The sequence below is a fragment of the Comamonas sp. GB3 AK4-5 genome (assembly GCF_041320665.1).
Classification (GTDB): Bacteria; Pseudomonadota; Gammaproteobacteria; order Burkholderiales; family Burkholderiaceae_C; genus Comamonas.
This window is the reverse complement of the sequence record NZ_CP166730.1, coordinates 2,196,504-2,220,503: the sequence shown is the minus strand read 5'-3', so window position 1 is coordinate 2,220,503 and position 24,000 is coordinate 2,196,504. Positions and strand designations below refer to the sequence as shown.

Below are 24,000 nucleotides of genomic sequence, written 5' to 3'. Positions count from 1 at the left end.
GAAAGCTATGGTGAAGGCATAGTCCAGGGATTGACGAAAGTCACACAAACCGGAATCCGTTGGTGCCGAGTTCGACTCTCGTGGGGCCCACCAAAATTGAAAAAGCCAACCTTTCGGGGTTGGCTTTTTCGTTTGTGTCGCCACGACTGATACTGACTCAATCTCGGCAGACATCTTGAAGACGCATGAGCCTCCTAACTCCGCGCTATGACCACCTTTTTCAAGTCGGAATAGGTGGATTTCTATCCGCTACGATACGCTCGAATTCAGTCTCAATCAGGCTGCGAACATGACGTGTAATCTGCGTATTTAGCTCTTTCTTCGTATCCGAATTTACTGTGTGATCGTGAGTTACTCTCAATACCTCAAAGGTAAGCTCTGCATCATCCTTGGCGGAGTCGCTTCTTGACGGTGTGCTAAAGAAAAAGCCAACTCGACATTCTCCAGAGTTTGCGGCAGCAGTGTAAGGGAACGTTACATCCATGCGTTGCACATGATAGAACGGATAGTATTTATCATCGGAAATGAGAAATATGTCGTTCAGCTTTTCTCCATCAATTTTGAGGCGCTTAACGGTCTGGTTCATCCAAGATACTTGCGGATCATCTGGAAGTGGCGGGCCTGATATGTCTCGGCTAATTTCCATGTCGTTTACGTTACCTTTGCCGACAAAACGACCGTAACCGCCGGTCAATCTCTTAAAAAACCGAACCCGCTCAACGTTCGTAAAACTGTCGAATGTGATTCGACGCTCAATATCGCTCTGCGTGATGCCAGAATCTTTGAGCGCCTTAGATATACAGGCGGTCATGCGCCTATTCGCAATCTCCGTTTCCTTGGATGAGTGGGTTGAAGCAAAGTCCAGTTTCAAACTACCCCCTTGGCGCTCGATAGTTACTTCTCCATCAAAGCGCAATTCCCTCTGTGTCCAGTCCTTACTGAAATCTTTGCGGACGATGGAAAATGGAATCCGAACCTTATCCTTGCCATCAACAACGACCCCTGGCGTATCGATTACCTCGATATTTTCAATGCCTGCAAACGGGTTGAAATCAGTCTCGAAGAGTTGCTTGAGCGGGGTAATCCAATCTGAGCTTGAGGCCACCAAGTCAAGAGCGGACACCTTCATTTTGGGTTTTGAGTCACGATCCACAGACGCTTCAATCAGGGCTGAATAACCTGATGGCGTCAGTAGCGTTGCTGCCAAAAGAGGTACTGTTATCGACTTGTCGTTGCTTCCCGAGAATATTCCCTTTGTCTTCAATGCCGAATGAACTTCACCATATGAAATATGCTCGCTATTTAGCAGCACCCGAAGTTCGCTTCCCAATGGAATTAGGTAGTTGGAATCTAGAACCTGTTTCATTACGGTGCCTCCTGAAGGAGATCAAGAATCGATCGTTTGAATGAAAAAGGGGAGATTTCCTCTGGACGGCTATGAAAAGCAAGCCGCGCCTGCGCTGCTACCTCTTCATCACGTGCTGGGTTGTAGTTTGACATCCCGATTTTGATAGTGGTGATCAACCCCGATGCAAAGCTCAACCCATATGCCATCAAGTTCTTGTATGAGGTGGGGTCGAAGCTCTCATTGGCGTAGATAATCAATTCCTTTGCACCACTGACCGTCAAAACAGCGGGAATGATGTCTGCGGCCAACAGCTCAAGCGGAAGTTCCTTTCCTGTTCTCATTTCATCAACCGTTATTGACGTTCCGATGCGTGGATAGAAGAACTGATAATCACCACCCGCTGAACGCCTGCGCAAATCATCAACCACCTTCAAAAGGAAGGTTGCCCGGCCATTGTCAATTACATAAAACGGCGCATCAGTATTCAATTCGAGTCGAGAAGGCGCAAGATCACCCAGAATACTTTTCTCGATGTCTTCGTGGTCGTTGTGAAGCCAGATAAGCAGACCAGCGTGATTTCGATTCTTTTTTGCCTTGAAGTTTGTAGCAATCTCGCGCAACGTTTGATTGTACTTGGCACATTCGATTGTCTGGCCTAGTTCCTTAATATGGGATTTGAATTGCGTCCTGAGCGTTCCTTCCTTTGGATAACTGCCGATGATGTTCTTGTTGGAAACATGAACAAAGTCAGTCCGATCATCATGGAACGGATTGTTATACAGATAAATCTGATCTTCGCCGTGGCTTTGGCGTGGATTCCCCTCTTCATTGACATGAGTGGGCGTGTTGCAACTAATAGCAATGTTGTGAATTAGATGCTTCCAGCCGATCCGATCAAGAAGGGCGCTGGCCAAGGCCTCGCCGATTTCTCCGGATTTTTTAGACTTCTCCCCAGCCATCGTTATGCCCCTTTAAGTTGAATGTCCACAACCGCCCGAAATCCGTTCTTGGTGGATTTCACGTCAATTGATGATATTTTCGCATCCGGATTCGAGACCAATAGACTGACTCCCTCCGCGATGCGTGCCTTTGTGACAACATCTTTTGCGTATCTGGCGAGACGCTTGCTCTCAATTGATAGGTCGTCGTCTAGAGAAATTCCATATTTGAGATGAGCGCCAGCAAGAAGCTCATCTACGCTTTCATTGTCAATGTAGTTTCTGGAAACATTCCGAATATCCGTCAATGACAGGGACTCGTTTTCGGTGAGGAGATCTTCTACTTGTCGTGCGAACTCCAGTGCATTACTCGGGGTTTCAACTTTGCTGGAAATAGCCTTAAGCAATGCTCCAGCAACTTGAGCACATTTTTGAGGCGTCTGACTAGGTGTGGATTTTAGAAAATTCTCTATCCAGTATTTTGTTTTCTGCCCCAAGTTATCAATCACTAGAACTTTAAGGCTGTCCGAGAGGACGATCGCACCTTTCTGAATCTTGTCGAGGGATATGCCGCTTCTCTCGATTACTTGGATTGCGCCCTTTTCTTCGCCGACATCTAGGTAGTCATCCTTGCTTTCAACTCTGAACAAGCCCAGAGCTTGATGTGCGCGGTCATCAGTCCTGATATTTTCAAAAAGAATGACGATAAACTCTCCGCCACCAATGTTTGGATGGCTGGAGCAGCTATACAAATGCTTTGCTATAGCCTCGCTGCATTCCTTGAATTTATCTGCATCGGCAAACGCATTGACAGCATAGTGATTGATTGTGTTCAGGGAAATATCCGATTCGTGTGTCAGATAGTATTCCTGACCATTCCGCACGACTGGAGCTAATAGGTTTTTAAGCAGCAAATCGTCTAATGCGCCGGATCGTTGACATTCGATTGGTGACAGGTGAATGCCTTCATCCCTAAGTTTGTTGCCAACCCGGTGGACAATGACCTTTGAAATCTTCGCTGAACTTATATCCATTTTTATCCTTCCTGATTGGGGGTGAGCTCTGAAATTCACACGCCGAAGATATTGGAATTGCCGCTTTGCATTGCCAGAAGTCTTGAAACGCTCGCATCAAACGCCCGCTTGAAATCCGGGTCAGACGCATACCTCTTGTAGAGATCTAGTTCCCGCCGACGCTCGACGCTGATCGCCTGTTGGATCAGGCGCTCCAGCGCCAGCTGCCGGTTTTGGCTGTCTGGGTTGTCTTCGACTTGGGCCTTGTAGTCAGCGTGGTTCATCACATGCTTGGCGATGTTGATGAACTTCACGCGCTGCTCTTCCGGCGTGGCCTCCCAACCTGCAAAGTGGCGCTCGTTGAAAGCACGCACGATCTCATCAAGCGGATCGGCCTCACCTGGACCAAAATGTGGGCCACGGATGTTCGGGTTCTGGGGCTCCAGTTCAGTTTCCGAGTCGTCGAGGCCAATCTTCGTCTCAAGGCGTGACCTTTCCAGCCCATAGGTGGAAAGGTCAACGCTGTTCAGCAGCTCATCCAGCTTGTCCTGATCGGGGTCCTTCACTTTCAGCTTGGGGATCAGAAATTTCAGGAACCAGTGCAGCATTTCCCAGTTCGCGTTGTTGAATGGGATGATGGCCGCTACCTGCGCGTAAATTTTGACGAACTGCTTGGCCTTGATCTTGAAGTCGATGCGCTGCTCGTCGTCGAGGTCGGCATCGAAGCGAGCCACTACGGCATCAATGATCGGGTGCAGTTCCTCGGCTTCGGCACTGGCGAAGAACTTCTCGTTGAAGGTCGTCACCTCTGACCAGCCGTAAATGCCGAAGTCATCCAGCACATCCTTGAGGTCGTGCAGCACGTTGACGTCGGTGGGTTCGCTCAGGGTTGTGGCCGTGTAGAACGGATCGAATGCGGCCTTGACGTCGTCCACCGTGTTGTAGAAGTCGAGCACGAAGGTGTCGGTCTTGCCTAGCTTCCAGTTGCAGCGGTTCAGGCGTGACAGCGCCTGTACCGCGAGAACCCCTTGCAGCTTCTTGTCTACGTACATGGTGTGCAGCATGGGCTCGTCGAAGCCGGTGAGGTACTTGTTGGCAACGACCAGAATCTTGAAATCGTCTTTCTCGAACTCCTCTGGCAAGTCACGGGCAGCAATGCCGTTGATCCCGTCCTCGGTGTACTTGATGCCATCGACGGTTTTTTCGCCCGAGAAGGCCACCAGAGCCTTGAATGGCGCGTTGGCCTCTTGTAGGGCGGTGCGGATGGCGAAGAAGTAGCGGATCGCGCATTCGATGTTCCGCGTGACTACCATCGCCTTAGCCTTGCCCTTGAGCTTCTTGGCCTGCCAAACATTGCTCATGAAGTGATCGACCATGATCTTGGCCTTCACCTCGATGGTCCGGGGGCTGGCCTCTACGAAGGCCTTGAGCTTTTTCTGCGCTTTGGCCGTGTCGAAAAGAGGGTTCTCTTCGACCGATTTCTGGACCTCGTAGTAGCTCTTGTACGTGGTGTACTTCTCCAGTACATCGAGGATGAATTTCTCCTCGATGGCCTGCTTCATGGAGTACAGGTGGAAGGGGTAGAACTTCCCGTCCGGGCCTTGCCGCCCGAACTTCTCCAGCGTGGCAGGTTTCGGGGTGGCGGTGAAGGCGAAGTAGCTGGCGTTCTGGCTCATCTTGCGGCCCTTCATGGCTGCAAGAATCTTGTCCTGGAGGTCTTCGGGCACTTCATCGTCTTCCGCTCCCAGCGTCATGTTCAGCTTGTCGGATGCGCTGCCGGACTGCGAAGAATGGGCTTCGTCGATGATGACGGCAAAGTTGCGGTCGGTCAGATCGTCGATGCCATCCACGATGAACGGGAATTTCTGCACCGTGGTGATGATGATCTTCTTACCCAGTTCCAGATGCGCCTTCAGTTCAGCGGCGCTTTCGGCGTGGGCAACAATGTTCTTGGTCTCGGAGAAGAGCTTGATGTTGTCCTTGAGCTGGGTATCCAGTACCCGGCGATCCGTGACCACCACCACGGAATTGAACACGTTGGCCGTGCCTGCCGTGTCGTATAGCTCCACCAGCTGGTAGGCGAGCCAAGTGATCGAGTTGGACTTGCCTGAGCCTGCCGAATGCTGGATCAGGTAAGTCTGGCCGATGCCATTCTGTTTGGCATCAGCCAGGATGCCGCGCACCACATCCAACTGGTGATAGCGGGGGAAGAACAGCGCCTTGCGCTCCTTGCCGGTCTTCTTGTCCTTCTCAACGGTGAACTTGGCAAACTGCTCGATGATGTTGGTCAGGCTGCGGCGCGGCAGGATGTCCTCCCAGAGGTAGGCAGTTCTGTGGCCTTTCGGGTTGACCGGGTTACCCTTGCCGAAGTTGAACCCCTTGTTGAACGGCAGGAAATTGCTGTCATTTCCGGCCAGCTGGGCACACATGTAGGCCTCGTCTGGGTCCACCGCAAAGTGGACCAGACAGCGGCCAAATTCGAACAGCGGCTCACGCGGGTCACGGTCGGTGCGGTACTGCTTGATGGCGTTGTGGACGTTCTGGCCGGTCCAGGGGTTTTTCAGCTCCAGCGTGGCAATCGCCAAACCATTGACGAAGAGCACCATGTCCACCGACTTGAATGTGTCGGACTCGCTGTAATGCACCTGCCGGGTGACGCTGAAGATGTTGGCCGCAAAGTTGGCGACGACTTCCGGATTCAGATCGTTGTAGGGCAGCCGGTAGAGCAGATCGAAGTGGGCATCGTCGATGTCCAGCCCCTTTTTCAGGACAGCAAGCACGCTGTCCTTCTTGATCTTCTTGTTCAGGCGTTCCAGCAGCAGGCGCTGCCAGTTCGGACGATCCTTCAGCTTCGCCAGTTCTTTGGGCTGCGTGGCTTCGAGGAATTGCCAGAAGAGTTTGCCGTCAATGACAAACTCTCTGTCGAAGTCAGCCGGGTTGCCAATGCAGTAGCCGTCCTTGGCGAGGGCGTTTTCGATGTGCGTTTCGAGCGCTGCTTCGTTGGTTTGGCTGACCATGTTTCTCCCTTAGATTTTTCTCTTGCCAAGCACGACATCGGCAATTACAGAGGCCCTCAATTGCCGGAGTCCATTCACGATCTGTGTCTCCTTGGCTATAGCCTGCTCACAAGATGTACTCAGTTGGCTGACAAACTTGCAGATGGCTTCTTGTTCTTCGACCGGAGGCAAGGTTGCCTCATAGTTTCCAATTTGTTCGGGACTAATGTGGGGCACGCTGATTCCCGTCAGCATTGGCTCAAAATAGGTGAGGAACCCGCGTGACGTGAGAACAAGCGCTAAAAATTCTTGTGTAATGCGATTGGCTGCACGCAGTCTTGCAACGCGTTGGAGGAGCAAGCAAGGCAAGTCACATGCTTGAACTGGTGCGACACGAATTCCATCTGCAACCCAGGGGCGATCCATGCCAATCACCAGATCACCGGGCTCTAGCAGGTACTTAAGGTGAGGAGCCAACGAGGCCTTCGGCCAGCTGACCTTGTCTTCCCAATTCAACTTCCCTGGGTTGACATTAACCCCGCGCAGCAAAGGAATGTCGGAGTCATTTGAGGAGTAGGACGAGCTTTTGAATGCAAAGCCCGGAAGCAGATTGATGCAGTATTTGAGCTTGACGCGCGACCAGTGCTTCGGCGATAAACCGACCTCGCTGTTTTTGGGTACTTCAAGGCCTTCCGTGATTGCTTTCTCGATGCAGGTGTGTTTCTGTTCCTTGATCAACTCGATCAGCCGCTCTTTCTTCGCAATCGCAGCCTCGATCTCGTCGGTTTTCTGGTCGAGGAAGGCAACGATGCGGTCTTGCTCGTCTTTGGGTGGCAAGGGAATCTGGATTTGTTTGAAATCCTCGTAGTGCATGTCCCATTGCCCGACTCGAACGCCGTAAGACAAAGAGTTGTAAACACCGATCAATGGTGACGAACGCAGAAGGTAATGAAGGTATGCGGGGCGGACCCGATCCGCCTTGGTTGTGCAGGTGATATATGCAGGGCTAACAATTCCGTCATGGACACTCACGCCCATTGAGCCTTGCCAAGCCTTCATTTTGTTGACGACCAGATCGCCTGGTTTTACAACCTTGTAGGTACTCGTGTCGAGCGAGGTGGCGTTGTGATTGTCGTCTCGGGAGTCTTTCAGAATAACCCCGTACTCTCGATATACCGACAGAACAGGCAGATCAGGCCTGTTCTTGTCGGACTTGAGCGAGGTTACAGCACGAAGAGGCTGAACGCCCCAGTGTGAGGGAACATTGCCTAGCCATGCGGCGTCACTCGACTTGTAGCTCTCGTAGCGCTGCATCACTCCACCTCCTTCAAGCAATCAGCCGACCAAAGCAGTTCGGCAATGCCCCTGTAGAGACCGAATCGTTCGTCGAAGTTGGCCTTCTTGAACTCCGTGAATGCCTTGAATGGCAGTCCGGTTTCCGCCTTCAGCTTGAGGAAGCCGGGGTTGTGGACGTAGCACATGGGGTGCAACGAACGGGCCAGTAGGTTTTCGCTCTGGTAATGCTCCAGCTTGTCGCTGTAGGCCTTGTCGTTAAGGCTCGCATTGATCTTCTTCGGCAGCAGTACAAGCCCGCCCACCCGGTTGCGGTGCGCAGAAAACTCCTGCGCATGGGCAAATTCATCGGTGTGGCGCTCGAAGTGGTTGGCCCACAGGTGTTCGATCTCGTAAGCGTTCTTGCCCGAACGAACGATGTATTCCAGATACCGCCCTGGCTGTCCGCTTTGCTCTTCCAGCCAGTGCGTAAAGCGAGCCAGCTGGCGATGCAGGCTCTTGGCGTTCCAGTTGTTCAGATAAGGCTGATCGTCGAGCGGCAACTCGGTTTGATCATTGGTCAGCCGAGTGATCAACTTGTCGCGTAGCGCATCCAGCGACAAGTTGCGCAGTTCCTTGGTCAGCAGGAAAGTGGCGTATTGCAACGTGGAATAGTCGATCGACTTGAAATTCCAGAGGCGGCGATTCAGCCAGCAGTCGAGGTAATCCGCCGTCAGCTTGAGCTTGGCCTTGACCGTAGCTTCGTCGTCGGTCGGCAGCAACGGGGCCAGCAGCACCTGAAATTGCTGGGTAAAGCCGTGGTCGGCATTGAAGCGGACGGACTCTAGGCCCGGCTTCAAGGTCTCGGAGGCATCCAGCAGCTCCAGATAGACGCGGGCAAAGAAGCGCAAATCTTGGCGCACCCAGCGGTTGAAATCGTCACTCGTGTTCAGGCTGATCAGATCGGCCTTGGCTCGGACCCAGCGGTGATACTCGGTGCCGATCAGGTCGAAGTCTTCAGGTTTCGCGCCCTTCTTCCGTTCACGGATGTCCTGCGCGTACTTCCCACGCAACCATGCCTTGAAGAAATCAGCTTCGCTCTCCTTGGTGTCGTGCTCGCTATCACGCTTGGCGAAAGTCAGCAGCCATTGCTTGATTTCCTTGTTGGCCTCGGCCCGCTTGGCGGTGTCGGCAATGCTCGCTAGCAAGTAGCCCTTGAGCATGTCGGTGTTGGAGAGCGACAACCCACGGTCGTTCATGGTTTCAAAGATCGTGTAGGCATCGGCATCTGCGTAAGCCGTGATCTCGACCAGTTGAGTCTTGTTGCGTAGCCAATCCACGAAGTACGGCAGCGCCTTGTCGATCGCAATCTCGGCGGGGAAAGCTTCCACGATGTCGTTGTAGCGCCCGATCAGGTTCTGGATCGATTCAACTTGATCCACCGCATCGTAGGGTGTGCCATCGAACAGCGCATTCATGCACTCGTTGCGCTCGGGAATGTCGAGGTTGAAAGATTTTTCCCCGTACTCCTCGGAGAAGATCATCTTCTCAATGGAAACGGCGTCGGGACGGCCTTTCTGGATGTTGTGCAGGTAGATCAGCAGCAGCGTGAGGCTGGTCAGCCGTTGCTGACCATCCACGATCTGTTTTTTCTCGTCCGGTTGGCTGATGACGATGGAGCCCAGAAAGTAGTGCCCGTAGGAGGCCACGTCCTTGCGCTCATGCTGGGATTGGTACTCTTCGAGAAACGCCGTGGAGAGGTCCGAAATCAGCTCGACAATCTGCTTGGTCTGCCACTTGTATTCGCGCTGGTAGTAGTCGATGCCGTACTTGGTGTCGCTCAGCAGCTCCCGCACGCTGCGCGTCTTGGCCTGAATTTCCTTCATTGCTTCGCCCCCGACACAAAGCTCACCAGCTGCTTGAGTAGGCCATCGGTTTCAGCCTCTAGTGCCAGGATTTCTGCCGTGACCTCTTCCAGGCTACGCAGCGGCTTGTGCTGGTAGAAATACTTGTTGAAGCTGATCTCGTAGCCGATCACGGTCTTGTCGATGGCGATCCAGGCTTCGTCCACATGCGGGCGTACTTCGCGAATGAAGTAGTCGTGGATCACACTGGAGGCTGACAGGCTGGTGTCCAGCGCCAGCGGCACGTTTTCGGTATCGCGCAATTCGCTGTCCGGTTCGTACTCGATGTACTCACCGGTCGGTGTCGCCATGTAGCCATAGTCGCCCAACTTGTCGTGGGTCGTGCCCAGCTGGAACAACAGATCGCCCAGCTTGGCAGCGTTGAGCTTGTGGACCTTCTTGATGACCTTCTCAGCCCGCTCATCACGCCAGCTGACGGCGTTCAGGATTTGCTTGCGTGCCGGTGCAGCCAGCTTCAGGCCCAGTGCTTTGAGAGCGTCATCGACGATGTCCTCAAAGCGGTTGAAGTCGAGGAATTCGCCGCTGCCAATTTTCTCGGCCAGTTGCTGCGCGGCCAGCATGATGTCGCGTTGCTCGCGCCATGTCGTCTCGGACAGCAGTTCCTTGCGGTTCTTGGGCGACAGGGCGATCTCTTCGCGCTCAAGGTGGGCTTCAATGGCTTCGACATGCGCCTTCAGTCCGGTGTAAACCTCATCGCCGTACATGCCGTACACCCATTCCATGATGTCCTGCATGCCCGGCGTGAAACGCAACGTGGCGATGCGCTCGGGGCTGAATTGGGCTGCCAGTCGCAGCGGGCGCTCGACCGTGACCTTGTAGTAGCCGAAATCGCGGTTATTGAAGACCTTAGAAATGCCATCATTCGGCATTTCCAAGTACAGCTGGGTGATCTGGTGGATGTGCTCGTCGGTGAATTCGCAGTTCTTCTCACCGAGGTTCTTCCGCAGCTTCTGGCACAGGTTGCTGGCGTCGATCAACTGCACCTTGCCTTTGCGCTGGTCGGCCTTGTTGTTGGACAGAACCCAGACGTAGGTGGTGATGCCGGTGTTGTAGAACAGGTTGTTCGGCAGCTGGATGATGGCTTCGAGGTAGTCATTCTCGATGATGTGGCGGCGGATGTTGCTCTCGCCGCTGCCTGCATCGCCAGTGAACAAGGCCGAACCGTTGTGAACGGAAGCGATGCGCGAGCCCATCGGGCTGTCGCTGCGTCGCTTCATCTTGCCCACCATCTCCATCATGAAAAGGAGCTGGCCGTCCGACGAGCGCGGAATGGCCGGGTAGAAGTCGAAGTCTTCCTCAGAGTAGTCGGATAGATTGACCTGGAAGCGGTGGTCGATCACATCCTTGCCTTCAACGATGCTCTTTTGGTCGCTCTTCCAGCTCTTGCCGTAGGGCGGGTTCGTCAGCATGAAGTCGAAGCGCGTGCCCGAGAAATCGTCGGTCGCCAACGTCGAGCCGAACTTGATGTTTTCAGGGTCGTTACCCTTGATCATCATGTCGGACTTGCAGATGGCGTAGGTCTCCGGGTTCACTTCCTTGCCGTAGAGAAAAACGCCCACCTTGGCCTTGATCTCGCCTTCGGGGTCGGTGATGAAGTCCTGTGACTCGGTCAGCATGCCGCCACTACCGCAGGCCGGGTCATAGATGGTCAGCGGATTGGGCAACTGATCATTGACCGGGATGAAGACCAGATTGGTCATGAGCTTGATCACTTCACGGGGCGTGAAGTGCTCACCTGCTTCTTCGTTGTTTTCTTCGTTGAACTTGCGGATCAGCTCCTCGAAGACGTAGCCCATACCCAGATTGGACAGCCCCGGCTGGGTGCGCCCATCCGGACCTTTGCGGTCGTTGGGGCTAAGGTTGATCTCGTCGGAAACAAACTTTTCGATCACGTCGTGCAGCACATCCGACTGAGCCATCTTGCGGATCTGGTTGCGCAGGTCGAACTTCTCGACAATTTCCTTCACGTTGTCCGAGAAGCCATCGAGGTAGTTCTTCAGGTTGGCTTCCATCTGGGACGGATTGCCGAGCAGGGACTTCAGTGTGAAGCGGGAGGTGTTGTAGAACACGTAGCCCGATGCCTCGCGCAGTCCATGCGGATCAAGGTCGGCCATTTCTGCGTCTTCACGCTGGAAGCGGACCTCTTCGAGCACCGCTTCCTTACTGGGCTCCAGCAAGCAATCCAGACGGCGCAGGACAAACATCGGCAGGATGACATCGCGGTACTTGCCGCGTACAAACACATCCCTGAGGCAGTCATCAGCGATTGACCAGATGAAGCTGACGATCTTGTTATGTACTGAATGATCCATTCTTTTCTATTCTTCTCTGGGCCTCAGCCCGTATCGGTTCCAAAAGCCCGCTTACTACGGGCCATGCAGTTCATTTATTGGGTGGCTTTTCCTGGACGGCATCGGCCTTCAGGCCGTGCTCTTGCGCGTAGTTCAGGATCAGCACTTCCATCATCGAAGCGATGGAACGGTGTTCTTTTTCAGCGGCCATGCGCAGCAGCTGCTTGATGTCTGCCGATGTGCGTATGGACAGGGTTTCATCCTTCGGAAGCTTCATAACGATATCAAAGTCCTAGGTTGATTGTCCTGCAAATGTACTGCGCTTTGCTTCAAAACTACAGCCACCTAGCCCCTACTGCGGAGCAAAGGATACTTGGAGCGGTAAATGGCCGCCGATCTAGGCCTACGGCAGCGAACCCCTGATGTAACATGCCAGCATTCCATCGACCAGTGTTGCAAGTTCGTGAAAAGCATTTTCATTCAAGACTATATTTCAAAAATATATGAGGAGAAAATATCATCCACTTATCAGCCAAATTTCAGCATCGATGAAAGTGATGAGCAGGGCTTTAAGAAAATCCATTCAATACAATTACCCAGTAGCTCAAAGATAAGTACAAAGCATGTATTTGATAAGTATAAAAATGACAGGTCCACCCTAGTTCATGGTCTGGACAAAAAACTGCTCTACATGTACTTTACTTGGGACTTCGCATCCTCCCTACTTACCCACTTTGAGAAGCACAACAAAAGAAAAATAAAAAGCTACTGGGGATACTCAGAATGGCAGGATGTAAATTACATAGACAATAAAGCAGAAATTGCGCGCTCAAAGATGCTTCTAGGAAACAGCTACGAAGATCCTTTGAAAAACGCCTACTTCTCAATATTGGCTTCAGCTTACAAAATAAAAATCACCATCGAACCTGCTAGACACTCAATCCGAGGCATCAGATTCATAGACTTTATAAAAGAAGATTTTGATATAAAACATTATGGAGAAATTTACGATAAAAATCGTCTTCTCCGAATTTTTCGAAGTCTTCTAGAAAGATGTGAAGATCTGAGCGATCAAATTTATCAGAGCGCCGAAAATCCCTCAAACCATTCCAAGGGGAATAGCTCATCAATCAAAAACATCATCCGTCACACTGGCAAGCAAAGCCTAAAAGATGATATTGCCACTTATATTCTTAATCTCGACACAGAAGAAATAAAAAAATTCAACAAAACAAAGAAAAATAACAAAAACAAAAAAGAATCTGAAATCAGTGAGAAGTACCCAAGTCTTCCAGCCTTCTGCAAAGATCAGGAGCATATTTTATTAAAAATATTCCACGACTACAAATCTAACGACGAAACAAAGAATACAACCTTTGCTGATATAGCTCTGTATAAAAATCCGAATTATCTTAAGGATGTAGAAACACCGAATTTTGAAAGAATTTTCAGAACTTGGATAGAAGAAAATGACTTGCTTTTTATTGAGGCAATTAATCGCGTTGTTGTGATTAAAGAAAATAAATCGAAATAAATATACCCCATTCAATAAATGACAAGACCCAGAGAGATTTTTAGATCTCTTGGGTCTTGATTATTTTTCGATAATTATTTCAGGAACTTACGAAGCGATAAACCCGGCACGTGCTGCTTCGGGATAAGCTGATTCATGAGCTCCGGCGTGATGTTCAGAAGCAGTTGCTTGCGTGTGTCTGCAGGATGCAGCGAAACCTTCCCCTCAAGCAGCAACTGATCAATCGCAAAGTCCAGGTGTGCAGCCTTGCGCAGACTTGCAGGCCCTTTGCGCAGCAAATCGACGCGCATAAAAGCGCCCTGCTTCACAGTCTTCCATTTGCCTACTAGGTAGGCATACAGATCATTGCCCAGTTGGATTTGCAGCGCCTCCTGCGAAGGTGCGCCAAATCCCGCCAAGGCCTGCTCCAGGTGCCACTCCACCAGCGTCACAGCAGACTCCATATAGCGGTGTTCAATGAAAAGCTGAGGATCCGTGAACCACTGCAAAACGGCTGCGATGCGCAGAGCTTGCTCACCAGCTCTTTGTGCAAACGAGTCCATGCCTTTCCAAGCCTCATCCGTGCTGGGCAAAGCCTTCCAGTATGTGTCTGCCTCACGCCAAAGCTGCTCGGCTTCAGGGCTCAGACGTATCTGAGCCCTCTGGCCCGATGTACGCAATATCATGCTGTAGTCGCGCATCAACTCACGCACACGATCATGGAAGCCATGTTCGTTCGGATTTTGGGCAGTGCGGCTGAAGCTCAGATGCGGCGCAGCATGCGTAGCGTAGGAAATCAGGTTGCGAGCCATCAAGCCCGAAGCCACCATCAAAGAGCCTTCTTTGCCTTTGAGCAACTGATCAAACACTGCATCCTGCACCGTCATGCAAAAGGTGGTGCGCGTATCGCGAATCTGCGTGATCTGATCCTTGCGAATTACACGCAGCGGGGTGCCATCAAAGCGCTTGCACATGGCTTGGTTGTTGAGTCGCGCCTCCAGCATCCCACCTTCATCCATCACCATCGCAGCCGCCTTCGCTCCATTGCCAAACAGGCCGGTAATACCGCTTTCAGAAGCATCCTCCCAGACGTAAGGGTGGGCGCCAACGCAGTCGAAATCGACCTTGCCTGAGATACGACCATCAAAGCGAGCTTCAAATTCACGAAAGCCCTGGAAAGCGAATTGCACAACGGTGGACTTGCGCAGCCCAGACCCAGCGATCACGGACACGTACAGGCTGGTCGGCATCACCTGATGAAAAGGCGTGCAGATATCCAACACACCTTGGACAGCTGCCGCCATGGCAGCAAGCACCACAGGGCCGACGAGCGCATCCTTGGCTTGCGCAGTGCGAGCGACACAGTCAGCAAAGTCGCTACCAAGATCATGTAAGCAGTTGGTAGGGTAAAGAGGAAGTATCGTGTTCATGCTTTGTATCCTTGCCAGCCCATTTCGGTACTGAGTTCATTCAATGGGCGACGCACGGCCCAAGGGTCCAGCGCAGGCATCGGTTTGCCACGCTTGGGGCCCTTCTTGGGCTTGATGGCTGGCTTCAGCTTGGTGCAACCAAAACTACGCATGCCCTTGGGCGTCCTGAGACGTACTAGGTAGTCCACCTTGGTCAGGTAGTCGGCATAGCCACCCACGATCCGCCACAGCAGCGGATCGTTGTAGTCGATCACCCGCAAAATGGCTTCCTCGTGCTTTTGTTCAGCGCTGAGATTCCAGGTGTAGGCCTCCGGATCACCAACAATCTCATCCCATTTGTTCGCAATGGCTTTGGGAACATTGATACGGTCCTGATGCTTTGCACCATTGAGTCCAATCATCCAGTGAATGTGCAATCCCTTGAAAGGCGCACATTCAATCTTCCAGACAAAGAAAGCAAGATCATTTCCATACATTTTGCGAAGAGCTTTCAGCATCTTGGCGCGATATTCACTCACCTGCTTGAAGCGCATTTCATAGTCTTGTGCAGATGTAAAAATCCCCCGCATGTCTGGCACCTTGACACGGTAACCCCAATCCAGGCGGATCAGCAGTATCGAGCTATACGCCTCCCATGCTTGCTGGCATACCTGCAGCACTTGCTTGTAGCATTCGGTCGAGTTTCTCTTAAAGCTATGCACCTTCTCTTTATGGCCTGATTGCATCAATTTCTTGCGCAAGTAAGCCGAAAGCCCATTCAGAGCTTTCTTCACACGCGCCTTATCTTTTTCAGACTGCAGCAGATAAGCGTTATAGTCAAATTGATACAGAAGCGAAAACAAGTATTCGTCGCTCTCTTCTTTCTTCTTAAGCCACAACTTAATCCCTTCAAGAACTATTTTTGCATCAGGGTTTACTTTCAAGTAAAAATACTCTACACAGTCAGCTTCACTGATTAGATTCGAGAATACTTCGGAGACGCACTCACACAGTGCCTTCTGATATTTCAGAAGTGCACTTTTATATTTACGATATTTCTCCTTGCGATGAAAAGGAAAGACGTGTGGTGTTCTGACACACCACTCAAGAAGATCCTTAATGGAATTCGAAAGGATTGAATTATCAGAGTCATAAATAGACTCTTCCCGTTTGCTCGAAAGGTATTGATTACTCAAGTACTTGGCTACGGCATCGCCTGCCAGAATATCATACTTACGCATATACGTACCTTATATATTCCCTTATATACTTAGTTACTAAATACCAAGTTAATTGATAAATTCAACATCAAAGTTTTATTCAAAATAATCTGCATCCCACGGAGTTTTTACCTCCGTGAGTGCTACTTATAAATCGTTGGTTTTATGAATATTTAGTACCCATCAGCAAGCGCTAGCACCATGACGCAGATGCTCGATATAGGCATATACATCTGCCAAAATCCAGCCAACCGCCTTGGCACCAAGACGCACCGGCTTGGGAAACATCGGGTCGTAGTACTTGGAATTGGGGCTGATTCGGTTGTAGACCGTGGAGCGAGACATCCCCACTAAGGCAAGCAACGTGTTCAGACGAATGATGGCTTTCGGGTCCTTCTTGGTTGAGGCAATCTCACTGGTCTTAGAGAGCGCAGCAACTGTCTGCTGCGTATTCGCAGGTGCAGGGCTCTTCGAACGGAGAGCCACAGCCGCCGAACTTGCGAGTGCGACAGCAGTGGGCATAACGCCATTGATGGATGCCATTTGGGGAGAGGATGTTTGGAGCATGTGAGTGCAGGTCCGTGGTTGATATGCACTCATTGGGCCGTTTTGGGCGCCAAAAAGATCTACGCGCCGGGCTCGCGAATTTCTCTAAATCAGCGTCCTGAGATGTATTGACTTTTTCAGCATCTTTTGTTCTAGGACGTCCAACCACCCACGCAAGAAGCAATGTTCGAAATCCATGCGAACGTGCGAATTGCCCTCAACATTTAGTTCCGTACAGAGGGAAATTTCCATCGTTCAAAGGCTGTGCGAACAGATTCGTGTTCGCACGCTCAATCGCATCGACAGGGTCACATTGCCACGCATTTTTTTCCTGCTTTAAAGGCGTTCTCTAGAAGTCGCGGCCGTCCTTACGCTCAAAAACCAACTTCTTCAATCCACTTTTTTTCAGCCACATATCACCGACCTGAGCAGACACCGGTCTGCCGTCCAGGTCGTGGTGATGCGCCTGCTTTGCAGAGCACGCTCCAGCACCTGGCTTCTTGTCTTTCTTCCAAGGAGCTTTGATGGCTTTTTCTTCTATCCATCCCACATGCCCCCTGTGCCAGAGCCCACGGGTCATGTCCCGCAACTGGGCTCGCAAAGCCGCAGGTGCCATCGGCTGCGCTGCTGGTGCAACAGGTGGTTTTGTTGGCGCCCTGCGCGGTGCACAGATTGGTATTGCCTCGGGGCTAATGACCGGCCCCGCGGGTTCAACCATCGGTGGAATTGCAGGCGCAGTTTTAGGTGGTCTGGCTGGCACGGCCATAGGCTGCGAAGTCGGCACGTCGGTGGGCAAAACGATTGATGCCCGCATGTTGGACAACTTCAAGTGCCTGGAATGCAAGCATGTATTTGCACGCCAGGAATCGACTTGCGGCTATGTCAATTCGGATTGAGCGATTCACCCTGCTCAATCCATTTTCACTTTTATCCCTGACCTCCCTTTTTGGTTTTTCGCTTCTCTTACTGAAGGAGTTTTCTCATGGCACATCTCGTTGAAACCATGGCCTACGCTGGTCAAACCCCTTGGCATGAACTGGGCCACGCACTGCCCGCCAAGCAAAGCATCGATGTCTGGGCCCAGGCTGCCGGCATGGATTGGCGCATTCAAGAAACGCCGGTGCGTTATCTCGCCTCTGATGCTGATTCCGGTCTTTCAGGTCTGTATGCCGAACCCAAGGAATTCCCAGAGCAAAAGGTGCTGTATCGCAGCGATACGCAAGCGCCCTTGTCGGTGGTTGGCAGTCGCTACCAGGTGGTGCAGCCCCGTGAGGTGCTGGAGTTCTACCGGGATCTGACCGAAGTGGCCGGCTACGAGCTGGAGACAGCCGGGGTGCTCAAGGCCGGGCGCAAATTCTGGGCACTGGCCCGCACAGGCAAGTCTGCCGCTCTCAAGGGCAAGGATGTGGTCAACGGTTATTTGCTGCTGGCGACGTCCTGCGATGGGACGCTGGCCACGGTGGCGATGCCGACGACGGTGCGGGTGGTCTGCAACAACACGCTGACGATTGCTTTGCGTGATGGCGTGGGAGCCGTCAAGGTGCCTCACAGCACGGCTTTCGATGCCCAGGCGGTCAAGCGCCAGTTGGGTGTGGCAGTCGGTCAGTGGGACAGCTTTATGTACCGCATGAAGACGCTGGCCGAGCGCAAGGTCAAGACCCATGAGGCGATGAACTATTTCCTCAAGGTGATCTGCAACACCGACCAGCATTCCGATATGTCTGTGGGCTTGACCAATGAGCGTGCTCTCAAGAAGGTGCAGATGCTCTATGAAGGCCATGGCCGTGGTGCAGAGATGCATGCGTCCAAGGACACGGCCTGGGGCCTGCTGTGCTCTGTGACCGAGTTCATTGACCATGAGAAGCAAGCCCGCAGCCAGGACAACCGCTTGGACAGCGCCTGGTTTGGCCAAGGTGCCGTCATCAAGCAACGCGCTCTGGATCATGCGCTGCAGCTGGTAGCCTGATGGGTTGACGCCATAGCAATGACTGACTGCAGATCTAGTTGTCCGTGTTTGGACGCATCACACCGTTTTTACGCTTTCTGTTTTCCACCCAACCAAGCCACCTTTTGAGGTGGCTTTTTTATGCCCGCAATTGGCGGGCCAGGAGATTTCGATGTCTGTGCATGTTCTCATAAATGGCAATCTGGATGCTGGCTCTACCGCTCTTCACGCGGCCTCCAATAACACTCCACGCACGCCACGCAAGGGCGCTGCTTTGCGCCTGGTCTCCACCAAAGACCTGGAGCGAGATGATTGGCTGGAGGTGCGCCGCACCGGGATTGGTAGCTCCGATGCCGCTGCAGCGATTGGCCTGAACCCCTACCAGTCCCAGCTGGAGTTGTGGATGCAAAAGACGGGCAAGGGTGATCTGCTGCCAGTCGTCGATGCCAATGATGACACCAGCCCCATGTTCTGGGGAACGATGCTAGAGCCCATTGTGGCGGCTCACTACACCAAGCGCACAGGCAACAAGGTGCGCAGAGTGAATGCGGTTTTGCAGCATCCTGAGCATCCTTGGATGCTGGCTAACGTGGATCGTGAAGTTGTCGGCTCTTCGGAGGTGCAGCTTCTGGAATGCAAAACTGCAGGTATCCATGGCGCCCGCCTGTGGCGTGACGGTGTTCCCGAGTATGTGCAACTGCAGGTGATGCACCAGTTGGCCGTGACTGGCCATCGTGCTGCTGACGTAGCAGTGCTAATTGGTGGTCAGGAGCTTCGTATTTTTAGGGTTGAGCGTGATGAGGCCTTGATTGCCCGACTGATCGAGATGGAGCACGCATTCTGGCAAATGGTGGAGAGCAAAACGCCGCCTGCTGGCGATGGATCGGACAGTGCAGAAAAAGCCTTGCGTAGCCTCTATCCAAACAGTGCAGGCGATGACGTAGACATGAGTGATGTCCCAGAGCTCAATGCCACGTTTGAAGCCTTGCTGGCAGCACGTGAGCAGTTTGAAGCCGCACAGAAAAATGAAGCCCGCTTGCGCCAAGCCATCCAGATCCATATGGGAGAAGCTGGCAAAGCAACGTTTGCCTGCGGCGGCAGCGTGACATGGCGGCGCAGCAAGGATGGTCAAGTGTTCAATACGGCGCAGTTCAGCAAAGATCACCCAGAGCTGGCCAAGGCCTACCTGTCCACGCGGGCTGGCGCTCGGCGATTTTGCGTCAATGAAACGTGAGCGGTGACTCACTGCCCTCTTTATCCCCCCCTCTGCTTTCTGCGGTTCACAGCCCCAGAGAGCTTCTTTTTTTGGAGCAAGACATGATCAAAGGTTTAATGATCACCCCTCCTGTGATTGGCAGGATTTCGATTGGCAAGGTGGTGGAGAAGAACGGCAAGCGTCTGCCAGAAAAGGACGATGAGTTCACCATCACCACGCAGGTGCAGCAGCGAGGCCAGTGGGTGCTACACCCTTTGGATGAGGCCTTGCGCCAGAGCCAAGCACCTGGTCAAGTTTCCGGCGGCATAAAAGAAGGCACAGAGCCTTCCGATGTGCAAAGTGAAACGTCCGCAAGCGCTACCCAAACTCGCACAGGCAAACGCTCACTCAAAGACAAGATGGGTGTGGCAGATACGCCAACGGCTGCGCCGAGCACGGCAAGGCGCAAGCTGCGCAGCATCCCAGTGCGGGTGCTGTTCAATGATCCAGATTTGAACCTCCGAGCTGATTACTGCATGTTTGATCGCAGTACCGCTCGCCCGCTGTGCGTCGGCAATGGCGAGAGCTGCAAGCGTGTGACAGATAAAGGTTTTGAAGAGTTGGCCTGCCCTGGTCCGGATACATGCCGGTTTGGCATGGGCCATTGCAAGCCCTACGGCCGCTTGAACGTGAGTATTGGCGACAGCGATGAGTTGGGCAGCTTTGTATTCAGAACCACGGGCTTCAACAGCATTCGCACTCTGACAGCGCGGCTGCAATATTTCGCTGCAGTCTCTGGTGGCAACCTGGCCTGCATGCCGCTGGAGCTCAAGCTGCGCGGCAAGTCCACCACGCAGTCGCATCGATCGGCCATCTATTACGCGGACTTGGTGGTGCGTACTGGTGCCTCTTTGAACGAGGCCATTGTGCAAGCCCACACCTTGGCGGCTGAGCGCTTGGCAGCCGGGTTTGATCAGTCTGCCTTGGACGGGGCCGCACGACAGGGCTTTGCCAACGGCAACTTTGAAGATGCACCCGATGAGATGGTTGAGATTGTGGAGGAGTTTTATCCCGAAGAAAGCGACACATCCACCGCCCCTACTACAGCTGCAGCCAATGAGCACTGGCCCCCTATCGCCCAGGCCAGCCAGCGAAATGGTACGCAAAGTCCGTATCCGTAAAAGCAGTGGCTGTTATGGCCGTAGTACTTGAAGCAGTGTTTCTGTGCACCGTGATCACTATCGCTGTGTGCTTTTGCACTGTGGCCAAGCATGCTACGAATCGTAACCATTGCGTCCTATGGCAAGCAAACCAATGACCGATGCGGAACGATCTCCAGTGCTCAAGGCATTTGGGCAGGCCGTGCGCGAGTGCCGAAGAGCGCGAGGGTTTTCTCAGGAAGGTTTTGCGCATTACTGCGGCTTAGATCGCAGCTACATGGGTGGCGTGGAGCGTGGGGAGCGCAATGTGACGCTCGCCAATATGGAGCGAATCATCGCCGCCCTGCACATGAAGCCTTCCGAGTTCTTCCTGGCGCTAGATGCGCATTTTCGGGACATCACTGAGCAGCTGAAAACTGTGCACCTGCAAGGCTTTGCACCGCACTACCTGCAAGGCATCAATCGGCAATCACCCTAAAGCACACACCTACGCTCCCTTGGAGGGGCAGGTCCAAATTTCCAATTCGTTATCTAGACCCAAGAGAGGGATATATGAAAAAGCTACTACTACTTTGCTCTGCCTTGGCCTTGGCTGGCTGCAGCTCTGCCCCAAGTGACAGCGATATCGAAAAATTCCTGCAGCCCCAGTTTGCCACCTGCGAAAACGTCAAGGTGACGCACATCAAAAAGACCAACGGCTATGAAGAGGATGGTCACTACCGTGTCGAGTTCTCGTACGACATCGAGCTCAAAGACCCAGATACCTTGACGCGCATGCGCCAGACCTACATGGAGGAGCGTGACCGCATGAAAGCATGGGAGGATGCAGGAAAGGCCGATCAACAGCAAATTGCAAAGCTCAAGGCTGAGATCCTAGCGTTACGCAAGGAACACAACAGCAGTGCACCACGTCGCGAAGACTTCAACTTCAACAATCCGCCGGGGATGGGCTTCCTGGAAGAGGACGCATATCGGAAAGCACTGACCCAGTGGGAAAACGAGCATCCGCTGCCGGACAGCCTGCGTCAGAAGATGCAGGCGCTCGATGCACTGGAGCAAGATTCCCGGCAAAAACAAGAGCACAACCAGCCCAAAAACACCATCTACAACCAGGTGCCGGAACGCGTCTGGTCTATGTACGCTGCGGGATGCCGGCAAGGAGGCTCCACAAAGTTCCTCTCCCCAGCCTTAGACAGAATCAACATTGAAGCAATGAAGGCACAAGACGTCCTGTACTGGCTACAAGAGCAGCAGCTTCAGATGAAGGGCAAGATCACCATGCGCAAGACCGAGAACGGTTGGCGAGCACTGAGCGCAAGTTAACGCAGCTTCACATAGCACACAAGCCAGCGCATAGGGCGCTGGCTTGTGTCACATAACTTTGATTTTTTGTGGAAACTCGATCACGGCAGCACCCTCACGCAAGCGATCCAAGTAATCAGCCCACTGTTGAACCTGTTCGAAGCGCTTTGCCAAGTACTTCGTCCGGTTATAGCTGCGTCCATTGGCATCCTTGACGGCATGCGCCAAATTGGCCTCGATCGCCAGCGGATCAAGGTCTAGCTGATCGACCAACATGGTTCTGGCACTCGCACGAAAGCCGTGCCAGCTTTGCTCATCGCCAAACCCCAGGCTGTACAGAGCTGTACGCACAGAGTTATCGGACATAGGACGGTCATGGTCACGTTGACCAGTGAATACATATCGTCCACGGCCACTAAGCGGCAGCAATTCACGCAGCATCGCCACAGCTTGCTTTGGCAGCGGTACCACATGCGGCTCACCATTTTCCTTTTCCTGTACCGTGCGCTTCATCTTGACGCTGGGGATGGTCCAAAGCGAAGCATCAAGATCCAATTCACCCCACTCCATCATCCGAAGATTGCCAGGGCGCTGGTAAAGCAATGGGGCAAGCAGAAGCGCAGTGCGCACAAAGGGGCCACCCTTATAGGCGTACATGGCACGCAGAAGTTCCCCGAAGCGCTGGGGCTCCACAATGGCAGGAAAGTTCGTGCCTCGATATGGTGTCAATCGAGCTTTCAGACCTTCGGTGATGTCACGCTGAGTATTGCTAGCGGTTGGCAACCAGTAGCGCCAGACCTGCCGTGCCAACATCAGTGCACGATCAGCGGTCTCCACAGCACCGCGCGCTTCCACTTTCTGCAGCACAGCCAGTAACTCCATGGGCTGGATCTGCGCCATTTCCCGGTCACCAATCCACGGAAACAAGTCGCGCTCCAGTTGACGATGCATTCGCTCAGCATGACCAGGGCTCCAGCGTGGCACCTGCTTTTCGTACCACTCCAGCGCCACCGCTTTGAATGTGTCAGCTACCCCAGTTGGGTTGACCAACTTTTCCAGCTTGCGTGCCTTAGCGGGGTCGATGCCTTCTGACTTCTGCAACCGAGCAGCATCCCTAGCTTTCCGTGCAGCCGTCAATGTAACCTGCGGATAGCTGCCTAGAGCCAGACGCCCTTCTTTACCGTCCTTTCGATACTTCCAGAACCAGCGTCGAGAGCCTGCAGGGCTGACCTCAAGGTACAGGCCACCTGCGTCAGAAAAACGCTCTCGCTTTGCGCCGGGGGAACAGACTGCGTTTCGGCACTGTGCATCAGTCAACATAGGGGGAACAAATCCTCTCAAAAAGACCTCCCCCAGAGGGGAAAGGGGGAACAGGTGGGGGTAAATTTACCATTCACCCCACCTGTTCCCCCAAATGTTCCCCATGTATGCATTGGCAGCAGTGAAATCACTTAAGACATAAAGAGACGATAAGTCATTGATTTACCAAAATAAAAAGGGGTTCAATGAACTTCATTGAACCCCTTTGTACGGGTGGATGGTGGAGCTGGCGGGAATTGAACCCGCGTCCGCAAGCCTTCGTCAGGCAGATCTACATGCTTAGCGTACTATTTTGAATCTCGCCTCATTTGCCGCGCAGACGCACGCTGCAAACAAGGCCAGCACCCTATTTTCTCGTTCCGGACTAAGGTACCCAGCCTAGAACCAGCTGATGAAAATTCCCTTGCAGCCTGGAGGTATTGCTACCCCCTTGCCCAGCCCATCAGCGTGCTGTTGCAAGGCTCACCGGATTTAAGCGGCGAGTGCGAAACGTTCGTCGTTTGCAGTTAGTTTTTTGAATGGAGATTTACGAGCGTCACTCAAGCTCGGCATGCACCACACTGATCCCGAACCCACGTCGAAACCAGGACAGCCCCATAGCGTGTAT

General features: G+C 52.8%; 19 protein-coding genes and 1 other RNA gene. 7 read left to right on the top strand and 13 right to left on the bottom strand.

What is annotated here, in order from left to right; all coding sequences use genetic code 11:
- Positions 1-220: 220 nt before the first annotated feature.
- From ACA027_RS09985 to ACA027_RS09950, 8 genes are all read right to left on the bottom strand, one after another.
- The gene (locus ACA027_RS09985) at positions 221-1,366 is read right to left on the bottom strand and encodes a hypothetical protein (protein ID WP_370682223.1); all 1,146 of its coding nucleotides are present in this window, start codon (positions 1,364-1,366) and stop codon (positions 221-223) included.
- Positions 1,366-2,307 (bottom strand): hypothetical protein, encoded by a 942-nt coding sequence (locus tag ACA027_RS09980; protein ID WP_370682222.1) that lies wholly within the window; start codon positions 2,305-2,307, stop codon positions 1,366-1,368. Before ACA027_RS09980 ends, ACA027_RS09985 begins: the two co-directional genes overlap by 1 nt.
- A gap of 2 nt (positions 2,308-2,309) precedes the next feature.
- On the bottom strand, positions 2,310-3,320 hold the full coding sequence (locus tag ACA027_RS09975) for a nucleoid-associated protein (RefSeq protein WP_370682221.1): 1,011 nt from the start codon (positions 3,318-3,320) through the stop codon (positions 2,310-2,312).
- A gap of 35 nt (positions 3,321-3,355) precedes the next feature.
- Positions 3,356-6,316, bottom strand: coding sequence for a type I restriction endonuclease subunit R (locus ACA027_RS09970; protein WP_370682220.1), 2,961 nt, complete (start codon positions 6,314-6,316; stop codon positions 3,356-3,358).
- A 9-nt stretch (positions 6,317-6,325) separates the two neighbouring features.
- Positions 6,326-7,609 carry a restriction endonuclease subunit S gene (locus tag ACA027_RS09965; RefSeq protein WP_370682219.1) on the bottom strand — a complete coding sequence of 428 codons (1,284 nt, stop codon included), beginning with the start codon at positions 7,607-7,609 and terminating at the stop codon, positions 6,326-6,328.
- The gene (locus tag ACA027_RS09960) at positions 7,609-9,453 is read right to left on the bottom strand and encodes a DUF262 domain-containing protein (RefSeq protein ID WP_370682218.1); all 1,845 of its coding nucleotides are present in this window, start codon (positions 9,451-9,453) and stop codon (positions 7,609-7,611) included. Before ACA027_RS09960 ends, ACA027_RS09965 begins: the two co-directional genes overlap by 1 nt.
- A complete protein-coding gene (locus tag ACA027_RS09955) occupies positions 9,450-11,804 on the bottom strand; it encodes an N-6 DNA methylase (RefSeq protein WP_370682217.1) in 2,355 nt (784 codons plus the stop codon). Before ACA027_RS09955 ends, ACA027_RS09960 begins: the two co-directional genes overlap by 4 nt.
- 70 nt (positions 11,805-11,874) lie before the next feature.
- Positions 11,875-12,060 (bottom strand): hypothetical protein, encoded by a 186-nt coding sequence (locus tag ACA027_RS09950; RefSeq protein WP_370682215.1) that lies wholly within the window; start codon positions 12,058-12,060, stop codon positions 11,875-11,877.
- Between the two features lie 108 nt (positions 12,061-12,168).
- Here ACA027_RS09950 and ACA027_RS09945 point away from each other — a divergent pair, with 108 nt between their 5' ends.
- The gene (locus ACA027_RS09945) at positions 12,169-13,317 is read left to right on the top strand and encodes a hypothetical protein (protein ID WP_370682214.1); all 1,149 of its coding nucleotides are present in this window, start codon (positions 12,169-12,171) and stop codon (positions 13,315-13,317) included.
- Between the two features lie 74 nt (positions 13,318-13,391).
- On the opposite strand, the gene ACA027_RS09940 is transcribed toward ACA027_RS09945, so the two are convergent.
- From ACA027_RS09940 to ACA027_RS09930, 3 genes are all read right to left on the bottom strand, one after another.
- Positions 13,392-14,726: a DUF3987 domain-containing protein gene (locus tag ACA027_RS09940; protein ID WP_370682213.1), complete on the bottom strand. Its 1,335-nt coding sequence runs from the start codon at positions 14,724-14,726 to the stop codon at positions 13,392-13,394.
- The gene (locus ACA027_RS09935; protein WP_370682212.1) at positions 14,723-15,946 is read right to left on the bottom strand and encodes an inovirus-type Gp2 protein; all 1,224 of its coding nucleotides are present in this window, start codon (positions 15,944-15,946) and stop codon (positions 14,723-14,725) included. The genes ACA027_RS09940 and ACA027_RS09935 overlap by 4 nt, the downstream gene beginning before the upstream one ends.
- Positions 15,947-16,108: 162 nt before the next feature.
- A complete protein-coding gene (locus tag ACA027_RS09930) occupies positions 16,109-16,468 on the bottom strand; it encodes a helix-turn-helix transcriptional regulator (protein ID WP_370682211.1) in 360 nt (119 codons plus the stop codon).
- 527 nt (positions 16,469-16,995) lie between these two features.
- On the opposite strand from ACA027_RS09930, the gene ACA027_RS09925 reads away from it, so the two are divergent.
- The 6 genes from ACA027_RS09925 to ACA027_RS09900 all read left to right on the top strand — a co-directional run bounded on the left by ACA027_RS09925 (position 16,996) and on the right by ACA027_RS09900 (position 22,094).
- Positions 16,996-17,367 carry a hypothetical protein gene (locus ACA027_RS09925; RefSeq protein WP_370682210.1) on the top strand — a complete coding sequence of 124 codons (372 nt, stop codon included), beginning with the start codon at positions 16,996-16,998 and terminating at the stop codon, positions 17,365-17,367.
- Positions 17,368-17,453: 86 nt separating this feature from the next.
- Entirely contained in the window at positions 17,454-18,437 is a 984-nt protein-coding gene (locus ACA027_RS09920; RefSeq protein WP_370682209.1) for a DUF932 domain-containing protein, read from the top strand.
- A gap of 151 nt (positions 18,438-18,588) precedes the next feature.
- Positions 18,589-19,650: a YqaJ viral recombinase family protein gene (locus ACA027_RS09915; RefSeq protein ID WP_370682208.1), complete on the top strand. Its 1,062-nt coding sequence runs from the start codon at positions 18,589-18,591 to the stop codon at positions 19,648-19,650.
- Positions 19,651-19,733: 83 nt separating this feature from the next.
- Positions 19,734-20,792 carry a phage capsid protein gene (locus ACA027_RS09910; RefSeq protein WP_370682207.1) on the top strand — a complete coding sequence of 353 codons (1,059 nt, stop codon included), beginning with the start codon at positions 19,734-19,736 and terminating at the stop codon, positions 20,790-20,792.
- A gap of 118 nt (positions 20,793-20,910) precedes the next feature.
- On the top strand, positions 20,911-21,249 hold the full coding sequence (locus ACA027_RS09905) for a helix-turn-helix domain-containing protein (protein WP_370682206.1): 339 nt from the start codon (positions 20,911-20,913) through the stop codon (positions 21,247-21,249).
- Between the two features lie 74 nt (positions 21,250-21,323).
- A complete protein-coding gene (locus ACA027_RS09900) occupies positions 21,324-22,094 on the top strand; it encodes an oxidoreductase (protein WP_370682205.1) in 771 nt (256 codons plus the stop codon).
- A gap of 48 nt (positions 22,095-22,142) precedes the next feature.
- Here ACA027_RS09900 and ACA027_RS09895 read toward each other — a convergent pair whose 3' ends face one another.
- Positions 22,143-23,393: a tyrosine-type recombinase/integrase gene (locus tag ACA027_RS09895; RefSeq protein WP_370682204.1), complete on the bottom strand. Its 1,251-nt coding sequence runs from the start codon at positions 23,391-23,393 to the stop codon at positions 22,143-22,145.
- Between the two features lie 218 nt (positions 23,394-23,611).
- Positions 23,612-23,989: a transfer-messenger RNA gene (gene ssrA, locus ACA027_RS09890) on the bottom strand.
- Positions 23,990-24,000: the final 11 nt, after the last annotated feature.